The organism is Pseudomonas vlassakiae (assembly GCF_014269035.2).
Classification (GTDB): Bacteria; Pseudomonadota; Gammaproteobacteria; order Pseudomonadales; family Pseudomonadaceae; genus Aquipseudomonas; species Aquipseudomonas vlassakiae.
The window spans coordinates 214659-228563 of sequence record NZ_JABWRP020000001.1; the positions used below are offsets into that span (position 1 = coordinate 214659).

A 13905-nucleotide genomic window follows, 5' to 3' on the forward strand; every position below is an offset into this window, starting at 1 on the left:
ACTAAATAATCAAGTCATCCAATATCTTGGACGCTGCCGGTCCTTCGATGACAGTACGCTTTATAAATTCGTTGGATAATACGTCCGGCTGAGTATTGGCTAATGCGCTCGCGACAAAATCTACCCAGTCTTGAGTGGCGCTTATTCTGGGCAGTGGTCTGTATTGGTCGAGTTGCAACTGATGAGCGACTACGGCGACACTTAAGCCCCTGCGTGCAGCATCTAGGGCGATGGTCGAGGGCGATGTGATGACCGCGGCCATTCTGCCGAGTAACTGATCAGCGGTGAAATTTTGCCAGTCCGAGCTTTCCGGGTCCGCAATGAGCAGGTTGGCGGCAACTGGTCGGTCGCCCTTGTATCGCTTGGTTAGCCATACACCTGCTTGGTGGGGCTTGATCAGGAAGATAACTTCGGGAAAACGTTTCGCCAGGGTTACGACGCCGTCGATGAAGAAAGTTCTGTAGGCTTCGTCATAACGATGCCAGTGCAGGTTTTCGAAGATGCCGACTACTGGCGCTGCCGGGCTGATCAGATGATCGAGGTTTGCGTCATCTTCGCCGACGGGCTTGGGGCAGCCCACAGGGACACATTTGTTACGAGTCAGCGAGCCAGCGCCAGGGTGCAATGTGTCAAGGGGGCCCCACAAGAAAACCTTCTCTGAGGCAAAGTTAACCTTGCAAATATGGTGAATTTCATCGCTGTATGTCAGGCCGACGTTTTCAAATCCATGTTGCATAGTGGCTGTTCTGAGACCGGCTTTTTGGGCGCGGCGTGTCAGTGTGCGTGTGAAGACGTGGGGCGCGAGGTTGGTTTCGGTCACTGTTAGCAGCGCCTTTGTACCCGCAGCAAAAATCGGTGCGCGATCGGCCTCGCTTTCCAGGATAACCGTCGGGGAGACGCGAGCACCTTGAAGGATGCCGAGCACGCGTGGATGTTTTTTCAGCAGCGCGGAACTGCTCCACACTTCAAACGGAACGGCACGCTTCTGCGCTTCGGAGATGATGGGTAACATCATATCCACGTCCTGTATCAGGTTGAGCACGAAAATGACTTGAGGGACAGGTTTATCAATGCATCCCTTTGCTATGGCCTCTCTCAAGGTATGCTGCCAGGCTTCGGCGATTACCGCCGGTCCGAAATGAGTCAGGGCAAGTTGTTGTCCTCTGGCCACATCGTCGGCTGCATGCTGAGCGCACGACAAATACCTTCTCAATCCGGCTCCAAAATCATTAACCGCGATACTACCCGATAGCGGCAGAAGGCTCGGAGTATTGGTTGCGACAACCGGAAGGTTGTTGATCAGTGCGTGCACCGAGCGATTGGCTGACTTGCAGATACTGAAATCATCCAGTGAGTTCGGGATGAGCACGAGCGTCGCTCTCTTCAACTCTCTGTCAATAGATGCCGGTGACCACTCCACGTAGCGCGAACGTATTGCCATTGGTTGTATATGGGTGTCGTATTTTTCGCGATTGTTACTGACCACGACCAACTCAACGCTGTATTCCAGCGCAACGGCTTCGAGTTCGTCTCGTATCCGCAGCAAATCGAGCATGCCGAAGTCTGCGTATTCAGCGCCGTGGTTGCCAAACCAGAGCAGCTGGGAGGCATTGGCTGTAGGCGGTGTATCGCCCTGAGTTGCAGTGATGGCTGCGGCTTGGCGACGCGTAGAGGCCATTTCGGCCTTTGCCCTTAGATGAGCCCGCACTCGGTCAATCCGGCGCTTCCAGAAACCAGGAGTGAAAAGCGACCACCATCGTTTTGCCCGCTTTTTAATCAGAGCGCGCAGGGATGCGCCAACTAAAACCCGGGCTAGGTGGCGCAATCGTTTCAACCAGTTGATACCTGGTAGTTTTCTGGCAGGTTTGATATTGGCCCGCGCCAGAAACAGGCGTGCATCCAGCGCAGCGTTGGTTGCTTCGTAAATGATGCCATCAGGTATGACAACTACCTGTGCATTGGCGACGTGTCGAGAGATAACGTTAGCCAATGGCGTGGTTGTGACCACGATAGCGTCTGCGCATTTGGCGATTGCCAGGAACAATTTGCTCGGGGTGATTACCGAGTGTTTACCGTAGCCTTCGACGAAAATATTATCGCAAAGATCAAAAATGACAGGTATTTTTAGTGATTTAGCGCGCTGGATAAGCCGATAAGTGTCAACGCTGAAGTCTTTGACAACGATCAGTGCATCGAGTGACTTGAGGTCGACAGGATTGGCACTGGTAAATAGATGGCAGGTATGGCCGAGCGCTTCCAAGGCCACGATCGGTAAAACCGCGCGATACCTGACACTTGCAATTTTCAGCGATAACGAAGAGACGCACCAACCGATTACTAGTGGCCGTTCATTCTGAAGGTTCATCATGCTTAAGTTTTCTTCTGCCTTCAGCATTCTATCTTCGTTGCCTAATGAGTAAGTGGATGGGAGCGGTGATTGAGCAGCTGTTGCGGGTCATCAGTTCATGGGCGCCAAGGCAAAGGGCCAACACTGCTGAGTGAACCGCGGGGCGCTGGGCGAAATCCAACGCTACCCAGATCCGTTGTGTTCGATACCAAGTGCAGCGAGGCCTTCGGCCGGGTCGAAATCCTCGATATTCTACCGAAATGAATCTCGCCGTGGAAATTTTGTAGACGTTGGGTACTGCCTTCCGACAATGGCGTGACCTGTGTCAAACAAATGAGGTGCCGGCCGAGGGGGGGCAGGGCTCTGTATCTATTCCTGAGAGGCTCAATCTTGGCGTGCCAAGGGGAGATTCTTACTGGTCGTCAAGCCCCCTCTCGATGCCCTACCCGTGGAGGGGGTTGGGGGCAGCGGCTCATCGGGAGCTACCCGTCGGGCAGGCGGACCTGTGTGGCAACGAGCAGGGTGGACGCAACCCGCAGAATGACAAGATACGAAGTCATGGCTTAGTATTCACGCCATGACCCGAGCAAGATCAAGCAGATCGATTTTGGAATAGTGAACCTCCGAGAGACAAGAACCGACCTGCCATGCCTATAGCAGCCGCTCCACCTTCCCGCGTCACGCGAAAAAATCCGAACAACCAATGTTTAGTTGCGATTCTACTTTGTACCTACAACGGTGCCGAGTATCTGCGGGAGCAACTGGACTCCTTCATTCGCCAGACACACCGAAACTGGGTGGTCTACGCTTCGGATGACGGGTCGACGGATGCAACTCTCGACATCCTTGGAGAGTATCGGCATGCGCTTGGTGATCAGCTCGTCATTCTGAATGGCCCGCGACAAGGTTTTGCCAAGAACTTTATCTCCCTGATCCAGAATCCTGCAGTTATAGGAGAATTTTTCGCATTCAGTGATCAAGATGACATCTGGATGTCGGATAAGTTAACCAGGAGTTTGGCGGCGCTGCAGTCTGCGGACCACGAAGCCCCGGCGCTTTATTGCTCACGGACGCAACTTATTGATAAGTCAGGGAGGAGTATTGGGTTTTCGCCTCTTTTCAGCAAGCGTCCGGGCTTTCGTAACGCGCTGGTTCAGAGTCTCGCAGGCGCCAATACCATGCTTATAAATCAGCGAGCCCGAGAACTGCTCTGCTTAACGCCACCCGATGCTCGAATCGTGGCGCATGACTGGCTCACGTATCTGATCGTCAGTAGCTACCAAGGCCTGATCGTATTCGATCCTGTTCCGACCCTTCTTTACCGTCAGCATGGTGGTAACTTGATCGGATCAAATACAGGCATGAAGCGCCGTTTGATTAGGGTGATCGGTATGTTTCGTGGGCGTTTCAGCGAATGGAACGAGATGAACTTGAGGATTTTGCTGGCGCACAAAATCAATCTGGGTCAAGAGCACCGGCGGCTTCTAGAGCAGTTTGAACTCGCTAAACGAAGCCCCCTGCTCAAGCGCTTGAGGTTGCTGGCAGAGACGGGGGTCTATCGACAAACGCTGGCGGGCAACATGAAGCTGGTCGTTGCCGCTATTTTTAACAAGTTTTGAAGTCCGTAGCCGAACGAGACTAGCTGCTCCTGCAGATCCCCACGTCGAGAGGGCTATGACTTGGGGCTTTGCACGGCAGGTGAAGAGATAAGCTTGAGGCTCATGCGCTTTGCTTGTCTGGGCAAAAACCTTACCATTGGGCCCTTCGCAATAACTGCATTCGTCAGGGACGGAAATGAATCACCTAACCATCGCCAAAGAAGCCCTGATCGCCCAGGCCCAGGCCGTTACTCAGTTGGCTGGCCGCCTTGATGGCGAATTCCAGAGCGCTGTAGAACTGATTCTCGCTTGTCAGGGGCGCACCGTGGTTTGCGGTATGGGCAAATCCGGCCTTATCGGCCAGAAGATGGTGGCCACCTTCGCTTCCACTGGCACCCCGAGCTTCTTCCTGCACCCAGCCGAGGCGTTCCATGGTGATCTTGGCATGCTCAAGTCGATCGATGTGCTGATTCTTATCAGCTACAGCGGAGAGACTGACGAGTTGATCAAGCTGATCCCGAGCCTCAAGTCGTTTGGCAACAAGATCATCGCCATGACCGGCAATGGTAAGTCCACTCTGGCCAAGCACGCCGATATCTGGCTCGATATTTCGGTAGATCGTGAGGTGTGCCCGAACAATCTGGCGCCAACTACTTCGACCTTGGCGACCATGGCCATGGGCGATGCTCTGGCTGTTGCGTTGATCGAAGCGATCCAATTCAAGCCGATGGATTTTGCCCGTTACCACCCTGGTGGGAGCTTAGGCCGCAAGCTGCTGACCCGAGTGCGTGATGTGATGCGCACGCCAGCACCGGTCGTTACCGGTACTACTAGCTTCCATGATTGCTTGCTGGTGATGACCCAAAGCCGCCTGGGCCTGACCGTTGTCATTGACGATGACAAGCTGGTTGGCATTGTCACCGACGGTGACCTGCGCCGGGCGCTGCTGGATAACGAAGGCATCATCCACGAGACGGTTGCACATTTCATGACCGCCAAACCGCACACTATTGCGGAAGATGCGCAGCTCTCGGAAGCTGAGGCTTATATGCTGGACAACAAGATTCGGGCATTGGCGGTGATCAATGGTGATGGCGCAGTCGTGGGTGTGGTCGAAATCTTTGACTGATTTACTACTGTGGCAAAGGGCGATACATACTTGCGTTTCAGCTTCGCTTATTCCGAGAAATCAAACCCTGGTGGGCTTGGTTGGTAATACTCGGTATTTCTCTATCTTCGTCATCATGGACTAATGAGGTTTTGTATTCGGTCAGCATGTTGCGGCTGTATGTGTGGGCGCTCACGGGCTCAAGGTGCGCCAGGCTCCATGCAGACCGTCAGGGTGTCGGTATCCGCCAGGCGCACCAGCGGTTTGACACCCTGCCGGTCGCTGTGAAATTTATGCGATAACCAGCGGCCGGAACGATTTCACCAAGTCGTCCAGTGCCTTGATTTGCGCCAAAAACGGCTCGAGCTTGTCCAGCGGCAGTGCGCTCGGCCCATCGCACTTGGCCAGGTCCGGGTACGGGTGAGCCTCCAAGAACAATCCAGCCAGGCCAACTGCCATGCCGGCACGGGCCAAGTCGACCACCTGCTCGCGGCGGCCACCGGAGGCAGCACCGGATGGGTCGCGGTTCTGCAGGGCGTGGGTCACGTCGAAGATGATCGGGAGGTCGTCACAGGTACGCTTCATCACGCCAAAGCCCAGCATGTCTACCACCAGGTTGTCGTAGCCTATGCAGGTACCGCGGTCGCACAGGATCAGCTGGTCGTTACCGGCTTCCTTGAACTTGTGCACGATGTTCTGCATCTGCGAGGGGCTGAGGAACTGCGGCTTCTTGATGTTGACCGGCTTGCCGGTCTTGGCCAGGGCCACCACCAGGTCGGTCTGGCGGGCCAGGAACGCCGGAAGCTGCAGCACATCGACCACTTCGGCCACTGGCGCGCATTGGTAGATCTCGTGCACGTCGGTGATGATCGGCACGCCGAACTCGGCCTTGACCTTCTCGAAGATGCGCAGGCCTTCTTCCATGCCCGGGCCGCGGTAGGAGTGGATCGAGGAGCGGTTGGCCTTGTCGAAGCTGGCCTTGAACACGTAAGGGATGCCCAGTTTCTCGGTAACCCGAACGTACTCGGCGCAGGCGGTCAGGGCCAGGTCCTTGGACTCGAGCACATTAATGCCGCCGAACAGGACAAAGGAAGAAGAATTGGAGCATTCAATGCGTGAGTTGATTTTAACCACTTTAATAGACTTCACAATGTTGAAAAAGGCTCTTCACGGAACTTCGGAAAAGGCGAGCATGAGAGCACCGCTGTGACGGCTGATGTTTGCGCGAGCAAAATATCTAAAAACGGCGTTCTTTGTACAATACTAATGCGTTTCAGCCCTCTGGGGTGGTCTTTTATTTTTACTTCCATCTGATCCGGTGTTGATGTCCTGCGGATTGGCCTGATTCCGCCAGCCGCTTGACTCCCAACCTGCTGGATGCCCGCCAGTGCATCGCCCCCCCCACCACCCGCACGGCGCTTGCCACGGCTATGAGGTCGCCCATGCAGAGGAAATCTGCTACCGTGTCGGCAGGGCCTGCGACGAAAAACTCGAACGTCTGGTACGGAGTTCGCTGAAACACGGTTACCGACAATTCTTGAAAACTTGCTTGAAGTAAAGGTATTTTGATGCACGCTATTCCATTGTCAATCCCAGAAGTCATCCTGTTCACCCCCAAGGTGTTTGGCGATGATCGTGGCTTTTTCTTCGAAAGCTTCAATGCTCGTGTTTTTAATGAGGTCACCGGTCAGCAGTACGATTTTGTTCAAGACAACCATTCGCGCTCGGTGAAGGGTGTATTGCGTGGCCTGCACTACCAGTTACCGCCCCATGCCCAAGGCAAGTTGGTGCGCGTTGTTCAAGGTGAAGTGTTTGATGTGGCGGTGGATATCCGCCGCAGTTCGCCGACCTTTGGCAAGTGGGTCGGTGCCGTGTTGTCGGCGCAGAACCACAATCAGCTGTGGATACCACCCGGGTTCGCCCACGGCTTCGTAACCCTGAGTGATACAGCGGAGTTTCTCTACAAGACCACGGACTTCTATGCGACCCAGAGCGAGCGCTGCATTGCCTGGGACGATTCGCAGATTGCTGTTGAGTGGCCAATCGACTTCGCCCCCACGCTTTCCGCCAAGGACTTGGTCGGCAAGGCGTTGGCACAGGCTGACCTGTTCGATTGAACGAGAGAACCTATCGTTTGATGTGGAATGGGTAGGTGCGTCCGCTGCAGGATTTTATGAATATGCGTATCGCAACATTCGGTGACGTCTAATTCGGTCACAATTTCTGCCTAAGATGCGCTGGTGCGATTGCGCGTGACTCTCTAGATTGGAAGTGCAGCCAAGGAAACAGCTGCACATTCATTCAATTCAAAGGAGTGATCCCACATGCGTAATACTGTCCTCAATTACCTGCTGCTGCCACTGTTCGCCGGGCTGTCTTTTTCCCTGAGCGCCGCGCCGGCCACTGTTGGCGCGGTAAAGGAGCCCATACCGGTGGTCAGCCAGATGGACTCTCAGCAGACGCTGGTCGATTTGAACAAGGCTGATGCAGCAGTCTTGCAAAGAGAGCTGAATGGGATCGGCAAGGCCAAGGCCGAAGCCATCGTTGCCTATCGAGAGGCCAACGGGCCATTCACTTCGGTGGATGAACTGCTGGAGATCAAAGGAATAGGCAATGCATTGTTGGAGCGTAACCGGAGCAAACTGATGGTTGAGTAAGCTGGGCGCGAATAACGTAATGCTTTTGGTTTAAAACTTGGGTCGTTTGCATCGGCCTGTCTCGCAGCCCATCACCGGCTTGCCGGAGATGGGCTGCACAACGCCCCTGACGGTATCCGTGGGGCTCGCTTAGCCTTTCACTTGTCCCTCGCATCCTTGGCATCCGCCTCGGCATTGCGTTCATGCACCTTGCGCAGCTGCTCTTCCGTCAGCGGCAGCTTCTTCGCCGTATCGCGCAACATCATCAACGCGCCCACGATCGAGCCGAGGGCTATGATGAGTATCAGCCAGGCATACCAGGGCATTGTCGTTCTCCTATGCGCTTTGAAGGCTTCGCTTGTACAAAATATGAGCGATGGCCATATCCGTTGGTTCAATTATAGGAGCCGTACCTGTCTGGGCCAATTCTGATGGCGCCCTGGCCCCCAAGGCACGCTGACTTCGTTTACAATGCGCGCCGTTTACGACTTGCCAAGAGACCCCTGACCATGTCCGCCTGCCAGACGCCCCTGATCGTCGCCCTGGATTTCCCCACCCGTGACGCCGCCCTGAAGCTGGCTGACCAGCTCGACCCCGCCCTGTGCCGGGTAAAAGTCGGCAAGGAGCTGTTTACCAGCAGCGCTTCGGGCATTGTCGAAACCCTGTGCGCGAAGGGCTTCGAGGTGTTCCTCGACCTCAAGTTCCACGACATCCCCAACACCACGGCCATGGCGGTCAAGGCCGCTGCCGAGATGGGGGTGTGGATGGTCAACGTGCATTGCTCCGGTGGCCTGCGCATGATGGCCGCCTGCCGCGAAGAGCTGGCCAAGCGCAGCGGCCCGCAGCCGTTGCTGATCGGCGTGACGGTGTTGACCAGCATGGAGCGTGAGGACCTGGCGGGTATCGGCCTGGACGTGGACCCGCAAGAACAAGTACTGCGCCTGGCGGCGCTGGCCGAAAAGGCGGGCATGGATGGCTTGGTGTGCTCGGCTCTGGAAGCCCCGGCGCTGAAGGCTGCGCACCCGGCTTTGCAGCTGGTCACTCCGGGCATTCGCCCTGCGGGCAGTGCCCAGGATGACCAGCGCCGTATCCTCACCCCGCGCCAGGCGCTGGATGCAGGTTCCGACTATCTGGTGATCGGCCGCCCGATCAGCCAGGCAGCTGACCCTGCTCAGGCGCTGGCAGCTGTGGTAGCGGAAATCCGCGGCTGAATCCAAGGCAAAGAAAAAGGGCTGCATTGCAGCCCTTTTTCATGCTTCGCCGAATCAGGCAATAACCAACGGCTGGAAGCCTTTGATCAGGTCATCCAGCGCCTTGATCTGCATCAGGAACGGCTCCAGCTTGTCCAGCGGCAATGCACTCGGCCCATCGCACTTGGCCTGGTCCGGGTTCGGGTGAGCCTCCAGGAACAGCCCGGCCAGGCCAACCGCCATGCCAGCGCGCGCCAGGTCGACCACCTGCTCGCGGCGGCCACCGGAAGCTGCACCGGACGGGTCGCGGTTCTGCAGGGCGTGGGTCACGTCGAAGATGATCGGCAAGTCGTCACAGGTACGCTTCATCACGCCAAAGCCCAGCATGTCCACCACCAGGTTGTCGTAGCCCATGCAGGTACCGCGGTCGCACAGGATCAGCTGGTCGTTACCGGCTTCCTTGAACTTGTGCACGATGTTCTGCATCTGCGACGGGCTGAGGAACTGTGGCTTCTTGATGTTGACCGGCTTGCCGGTCTTGGCCAGGGCCACCACCAGGTCGGTCTGGCGGGCCAGGAACGCCGGAAGCTGCAGCACATCGACCACTTCGGCCACTGGCGCGCATTGGTAGATCTCGTGCACGTCGGTGATGATCGGCACGCCGAACTCGGCCTTGACCTTCTCGAAGATGCGCAGGCCTTCTTCCATGCCCGGGCCGCGGTAGGAGTGGATCGAGGAGCGGTTGGCCTTGTCGAAGCTGGCCTTGAACACGTAAGGGATGCCCAGTTTCTCGGTAACCCGAACGTACTCGGCGCAGGCGGTCAGGGCCAGGTCCTCGGACTCGAGCACGTTGATGCCGCCGAAGAGGACGAACGGGGCGGTGTTGGAGCACTCGATGGTGGGGGTGATCTTGATCATGGTCTACTCTGCAAATCCCAGTCACTGGTATCAGTGGCGATAGCCAATCTTACAGACTCACACCTTCAACACCAACTTGCCGAAGTTCTCGCCGCTGAACAGCTTGAGCAGCGTCTCGGGGAAGGTCTCCAGCCCCTCGACCACATCCTCCTTGCTCTTGACCTTGCCCGTGGCCAGCCAGCCGGCCATTTCCTGGGCCGCCGTGCCATAGTCCTTGGCGTGGTCCATCACCACGAAACCTTCCATGCGCGCGCGGTTCACCAGCAGCGCCAGGTAGTTGGCCGGGCCTTTGACGGCTTCCTTGTTGTTGTACTGGCTGATTGCGCCGCAGATGACGATGCGCGCCTTGAAGTTGATGCGGGTGAGCACGGCGTCGAGGATGTCGCCGCCGACGTTGTCGAAGTACACGTCGACGCCTTTGGGGCATTCGCGTTTCAGGCCGGCCAGCACGTCTTCGGCCTTGTAGTCGATCACGCCGTCAAAGCCCAGTTCGTCCTTGAGGTACTGGCATTTCTGCGCGCCACCGGCGATGCCGACCACATGGCAGCCCTTGAGCTTGGCGATCTGGCCGACGATGCTGCCGACCGCGCCGGCCGCGCCGGAGATGACCACGGTGTCGCCGGCCTTGGGCTGGCCGACCTCGAGCAGGGCGAAGTAGGCGGTCATGCCGGTCATGCCCAGGGCCGAGAGGTAGCGGGGCAGTGGGGCGAGGTTGGGGTCGATCTTGTGCAGGCCCTGGGGCTCGCCGGTGAAGTAGTCCTGCACGCCGAGGGCGCCGCTGACATGGTCACCGGGCTTGTAGTCCGGGTGGTTGGAGGCGACCACTTCACCGACGCCCAGGGCGCGCATCACTTGACCAAGGGCCACGGGGGGGATGTATGACTTGCCTTCGTTCATCCAGCCGCGCATGGCCGGGTCCAGCGACAGGTACAGGTTGCGCACCTGGATTTGCCCGGCGGCGGGGGCTTCGGCGGGTACCGTCTCGAAGGTGAAGTCGTCACGGCGCACGGCGCCGACCGGGCGTTTGGCTAGCAGGAAGCGGCGGTTGGTCTGGGTCATGGCAGGTTCCTTATGGGCAATGAGGCGCAGCGGTCAATTTAACCTGCTGATGCAGGTTGGTCCGCAAAATCACTGCTAAGCATGGTAGCCCAACCGTTGCCCTGATGATGCTGCCCAGCCGGGCGGTGGGCTGACTAGACTCTGAGCCCATCCATTCCCCCTCAGGAGCAGACGATGAGCATGACCTTTTCCGGCCAGGTAGCCCTGGTCACCGGTGGCGCGGCGGGCATCGGCCGGGCGACGGCGCAGGCTTTTGCCCGCGAAGGCCTGAAGGTGGTGGTGGCCGACCTCGACCCGGTCGGTGGCGAGGCCACGGTGGCCTTGATTCGCCAGGCGGGTGGCGAGGCGCTGTTCGTGGCCTGTGATGTGACCCAGGATGCTCAGGTGCGCGAGCTGCATGAACGAGCCATCGAAACCTATGGCCGGCTCGATTATGCCTACAACAATGCCGGCATCGAAATCGAACAGGGGCGACTGGCCGAGGGCAGCGAGGCCGAGTTCGACGCGATCATGAGCGTCAATGTCAAAGGCGTGTGGCTGTGCATGAAATACCAGCTGCCGCTGCTGCTGGCCCAGGGCGGTGGGGCGATCGTCAACACCGCCTCGGTGGCGGGCCTGGGGGCGGCGCCAAAGATGAGTATCTACGCCGCCTCCAAGCACGCAGTGATCGGCCTGACCAAGTCGGCGGCCATCGAATATGCCAAGAAGGGTATCCGGGTGAATGCCGTGTGCCCGGCGGTGATCGACACCGACATGTTCCGCCGCGCCTACGAGGCCGACCCGCGCAAGGCCGAATTTGCCGCAGCGATGCACCCGGTCGGGCGTATCGGCAAGGTCGAGGAAATTGCCAGTGCGGTGCTGTACCTGTGCAGTGACGGGGCGGCGTTCACCACCGGGCATAGCCTGACGGTGGATGGCGGGGCTACCGCGATCTGAGCCTCCCCGGGTGCAGGCGGTACGGCCCGTGTATAGCCGGTTTGCTGATTCGCTGTATATACTCTGGCTGTTCTGGTTTTGGAAAGCGACATGGAGACAGTCAGCGCCCAAAAGCCCGGCTGCCGTGCCTCGATACTGGATTTCGAGGCGTGCCGGGGCGTAGCCGAAGGGCCGGTATTCATCGTGGCCTCGGGGGCCTCTGCCAAAGGCTTCCCACTGCAGCGTTTTGCCGGCGTGCCGATGATCACCGTCAATGGCGCGATTTCGATGTTCGCGGAGCATGGCGTGCGCCCGTATTTCTATGTGTGCACCGACACTGGGTTTGCGCAGCAGCAACCTGATCTTTACGCCAAGGCGCTACGGCTCAGTCAGCGCCTGGCGATCTGGCCGGATGAAATCGGTCTGTTGCCGGTGCCGACCAAGGCCCAGGTTTTCCCATTGGCCAAGGCCGCCCGCGCCAGCCTGCAAGAATCCCTGTTCAATACCGAGCCAATGTTGGTGCGCAGCCGTACCTTATGGGGTAGCCGCTCGCGCTCGGTAGGCTTCAGCAAGGATCTCTCGCTGGGGTTTTTCGATGCACGTACGGTAGCTTATGCGGCGTTGCAGCTTGCCTGTCACCTGGGCTTCAATCAGGTTTTCCTGGTGGGTGTGGACCTCGACCAGTCGGTAGGGCGCTTCTATGAAGAACCCGGCCAGGCGGTTTCGCGCTGTCACCTGGACGAGTCATTTGAGCGGCGCATCCTGCCCTCGCTGAAGCTGATGGCCGATCGGGTTGTGAACGAGCACTTCGCCGTCTACAACCTGTCTGCCACATCGAAGATCCCCGCATCGGTCATCCCCAAGATCAGCCTCGATCAGGCCGAGACGCTCATCCACGGCCGCGCGCCTCAGGCGTTCTTGTGCAGCCACCCTGCGTGACTCGAAACGTTACGGGATGCTCGTGATGTACGCCTTGCCTTGCATCTGGTAACGCCGCGGCAACGGCCATGCACCCGGCCAGCAGCACCCCACCAAACCCCAGCAAGGCCACGCCTGAGCCAAGGTGGTCGCTCAGCACCCCGGTCAGGATCACCGGCACGCTGAAGCCCAGGTAGGCCAGCAGGAAGAACCCCGCACTGGCGCGGGTCTTTTCGGCGCCGGCCATTTCATTCACCGCCGCCAGCCCGCCCAGGTAGATGAAGCCGTAGCAGGCGCTACTCGCTGCCACCGCGCCGGCCAGCACTGCCCAGAGGCGGCCGCTGTCGGCGCCCCAGGCCAGCAAGGCATAGCTGCACGGCAAAATTGCCATGCCCAGCAAGGTGGCCGCGCGGCTCGACATACGCCTGGCCAGCGGCTGGAACAGCAGGCCGCAACTGATCACGCAGAATGTCGAGAACCCCGACCAGGCGCTCAAGCCGTGCTGGCGCAGGATCCCGGGCAGCAGGGCGATCACCAGCCCGACGCAGGCCCAGGCCAGCAGAATGGCCAGGCCATAGACCACGCTGCCTCGGGGGTAGCAGGGCAGGCGCAGCATGGCACTGCGTTGTGCCGGTCGCGGGTCGGGCAAGCGCCAGACCAGCAGCACTGCGACTGCGCCCAGCAGCAACTGCAGGTGGAAGCTGCCGGGCGTCAGGCTCGGGCCTCGCAGCAGGAACAGGCTGGTCAGCGCTGCGCCCAGGCCAAAGCCCAGCGAGGTACTGGCGGTGACCCAGTTGGCGGCGCGGGCACTGGTGTCGGCGCCCATCAGTTCCGTCATGTAGGCGGTTGCCGTGGCCGAGGCCAGGCCGGTGCCCAGGCCCAGGAAGAAGCGCGCCACGCCGAGGGTTTGCAGGCTTGGCGCAAACAGCATTAGCAGCGTGGCAATCATCGACAGCACCAGCGCGGCGAGGATCAGTGGACGTCGCCCGACCCGGTCGGCCAGTCCGCCCAGGGCCAGCAGCACCGGCAGCACGCCCAGCACGTAGCCGGAGAAGGCCACTGCGGTGGCAGCGGCGCCCTGGCCCGAGAGGTCGGCGTAGGTGATGTAGAGCGGGGCCTGCAGGTTGACGGCCAGGGTGATCAGGCACAGGGCGAAGGCCAACAGGGCGGGGGAATGACGCGAGGGCATTGGGTACGATCCTGGTTCTCGGGTTGT

At 58.8% G+C, this 13905-nt stretch carries 13 protein-coding genes; 7 read left to right on the forward strand and 6 right to left on the reverse strand.

The genetic code is table 11. The features are described 5' to 3' along the window. Position 1: 1 nt before the first annotated feature. A complete protein-coding gene (locus HU738_RS00970) occupies positions 2-2395 on the reverse strand; it encodes a hypothetical protein (protein WP_186602019.1) in 2394 nt (797 codons plus the stop codon). Positions 2396-2994: 599 nt separating this feature from the next. Here HU738_RS00970 and HU738_RS00975 point away from each other — a divergent pair. Both HU738_RS00975 and HU738_RS00980 read left to right on the forward strand, forming a co-directional pair. Further along, positions 2995-3966, forward strand: coding sequence for a glycosyltransferase family 2 protein (locus HU738_RS00975; RefSeq protein WP_186602017.1), 972 nt, complete (start codon positions 2995-2997; stop codon positions 3964-3966). Between the two features lie 175 nt (positions 3967-4141). Continuing rightward, entirely contained in the window at positions 4142-5074 is a 933-nt protein-coding gene (locus HU738_RS00980; RefSeq protein ID WP_186602015.1) for a KpsF/GutQ family sugar-phosphate isomerase, read from the forward strand. Between the two features lie 270 nt (positions 5075-5344). Here HU738_RS00980 and kdsA (HU738_RS00985) read toward each other — a convergent pair whose 3' ends face one another. Next, the gene (gene kdsA / locus HU738_RS00985) at positions 5345-6187 is read right to left on the reverse strand and encodes a 3-deoxy-8-phosphooctulonate synthase (RefSeq protein ID WP_186602014.1); all 843 of its coding nucleotides are present in this window, start codon (positions 6185-6187) and stop codon (positions 5345-5347) included. Positions 6188-6621: 434 nt separating this feature from the next. Here kdsA (HU738_RS00985) and rfbC point away from each other — a divergent pair, with 434 nt between their 5' ends. Together rfbC and HU738_RS00995 are read left to right on the forward strand one after the other, a co-directional pair. Next, positions 6622-7170 (forward strand): dTDP-4-dehydrorhamnose 3,5-epimerase, encoded by a 549-nt coding sequence (gene rfbC / locus HU738_RS00990; RefSeq protein WP_186602013.1) that lies wholly within the window; start codon positions 6622-6624, stop codon positions 7168-7170. Between the two features lie 207 nt (positions 7171-7377). Further along, positions 7378-7710, forward strand: a complete 333-nt coding sequence (locus HU738_RS00995) for a ComEA family DNA-binding protein (protein ID WP_186602012.1) — start codon at positions 7378-7380, stop codon at positions 7708-7710. 137 nt (positions 7711-7847) lie between these two features. Here HU738_RS00995 and HU738_RS01000 read toward each other — a convergent pair whose 3' ends face one another. Then, a complete protein-coding gene (locus HU738_RS01000; protein WP_186602011.1) occupies positions 7848-8015 on the reverse strand; it encodes a DUF2897 family protein in 168 nt (55 codons plus the stop codon). A 183-nt stretch (positions 8016-8198) separates the two neighbouring features. On the opposite strand from HU738_RS01000, the gene pyrF reads away from it, so the two are divergent. Then, positions 8199-8900, forward strand: coding sequence for an orotidine-5'-phosphate decarboxylase (pyrF, locus tag HU738_RS01005; protein ID WP_054886624.1), 702 nt, complete (start codon positions 8199-8201; stop codon positions 8898-8900). A 54-nt stretch (positions 8901-8954) separates the two neighbouring features. Here the strand turns inward: pyrF and kdsA (HU738_RS01010) are convergent, their stop codons facing one another. Next, on the reverse strand, positions 8955-9797 hold the full coding sequence (kdsA, locus tag HU738_RS01010) for a 3-deoxy-8-phosphooctulonate synthase (RefSeq protein WP_054886636.1): 843 nt from the start codon (positions 9795-9797) through the stop codon (positions 8955-8957). Between the two features lie 57 nt (positions 9798-9854). Further along, a complete protein-coding gene (locus tag HU738_RS01015; protein WP_186602010.1) occupies positions 9855-10856 on the reverse strand; it encodes an NADP-dependent oxidoreductase in 1002 nt (333 codons plus the stop codon). 174 nt (positions 10857-11030) lie between these two features. Here HU738_RS01015 and HU738_RS01020 point away from each other — a divergent pair, with 174 nt between their 5' ends. Continuing rightward, on the forward strand, positions 11031-11792 hold the full coding sequence (locus HU738_RS01020; protein ID WP_176507342.1) for an SDR family oxidoreductase: 762 nt from the start codon (positions 11031-11033) through the stop codon (positions 11790-11792). 90 nt (positions 11793-11882) lie between these two features. Next, complete coding sequence (locus HU738_RS01025) at positions 11883-12710, forward strand: WaaZ-like lipopolysaccharide core biosynthesis protein (RefSeq protein ID WP_186602009.1); 828 nt, start codon at positions 11883-11885, stop codon at positions 12708-12710. On the opposite strand, the gene HU738_RS01030 is transcribed toward HU738_RS01025, so the two are convergent. Continuing rightward, positions 12661-13878 (reverse strand): MFS transporter, encoded by a 1218-nt coding sequence (locus HU738_RS01030; protein WP_186602008.1) that lies wholly within the window; start codon positions 13876-13878, stop codon positions 12661-12663. The genes HU738_RS01025 and HU738_RS01030 overlap by 50 nt on opposite strands. Positions 13879-13905: the final 27 nt, after the last annotated feature.

Excerpts from the sequence above, each read along its gene's own strand:
- HU738_RS00970 (WP_186602019.1), bottom strand. The coding sequence starts at position 2,395 with ATGCTGAAGGCAGAAGAAAACTTAAGCATGATGAACCTTCAGAATGAA.
- HU738_RS00975 (WP_186602017.1), top strand. The coding sequence starts at position 2,995 with ATGCCTATAGCAGCCGCTCCACCTTCCCGCGTCACGCGAAAAAATCCG.
- HU738_RS00980 (WP_186602015.1), top strand. The coding sequence starts at position 4,142 with ATGAATCACCTAACCATCGCCAAAGAAGCCCTGATCGCCCAGGCCCAG.
- rfbC (WP_186602013.1), top strand. The coding sequence starts at position 6,622 with ATGCACGCTATTCCATTGTCAATCCCAGAAGTCATCCTGTTCACCCCC.
- HU738_RS00995 (WP_186602012.1), top strand. The coding sequence starts at position 7,378 with ATGCGTAATACTGTCCTCAATTACCTGCTGCTGCCACTGTTCGCCGGG.
- HU738_RS01000 (WP_186602011.1), bottom strand. The coding sequence starts at position 8,015 with ATGCCCTGGTATGCCTGGCTGATACTCATCATAGCCCTCGGCTCGATC.
- pyrF (WP_054886624.1), top strand. The coding sequence starts at position 8,199 with ATGTCCGCCTGCCAGACGCCCCTGATCGTCGCCCTGGATTTCCCCACC.
- kdsA (WP_054886636.1), bottom strand. The coding sequence starts at position 9,797 with ATGATCAAGATCACCCCCACCATCGAGTGCTCCAACACCGCCCCGTTC.
- HU738_RS01015 (WP_186602010.1), bottom strand. The coding sequence starts at position 10,856 with ATGACCCAGACCAACCGCCGCTTCCTGCTAGCCAAACGCCCGGTCGGC.
- HU738_RS01020 (WP_176507342.1), top strand. The coding sequence starts at position 11,031 with ATGAGCATGACCTTTTCCGGCCAGGTAGCCCTGGTCACCGGTGGCGCG.
- HU738_RS01025 (WP_186602009.1), top strand. The coding sequence starts at position 11,883 with ATGGAGACAGTCAGCGCCCAAAAGCCCGGCTGCCGTGCCTCGATACTG.
- HU738_RS01030 (WP_186602008.1), bottom strand. The coding sequence starts at position 13,878 with ATGCCCTCGCGTCATTCCCCCGCCCTGTTGGCCTTCGCCCTGTGCCTG.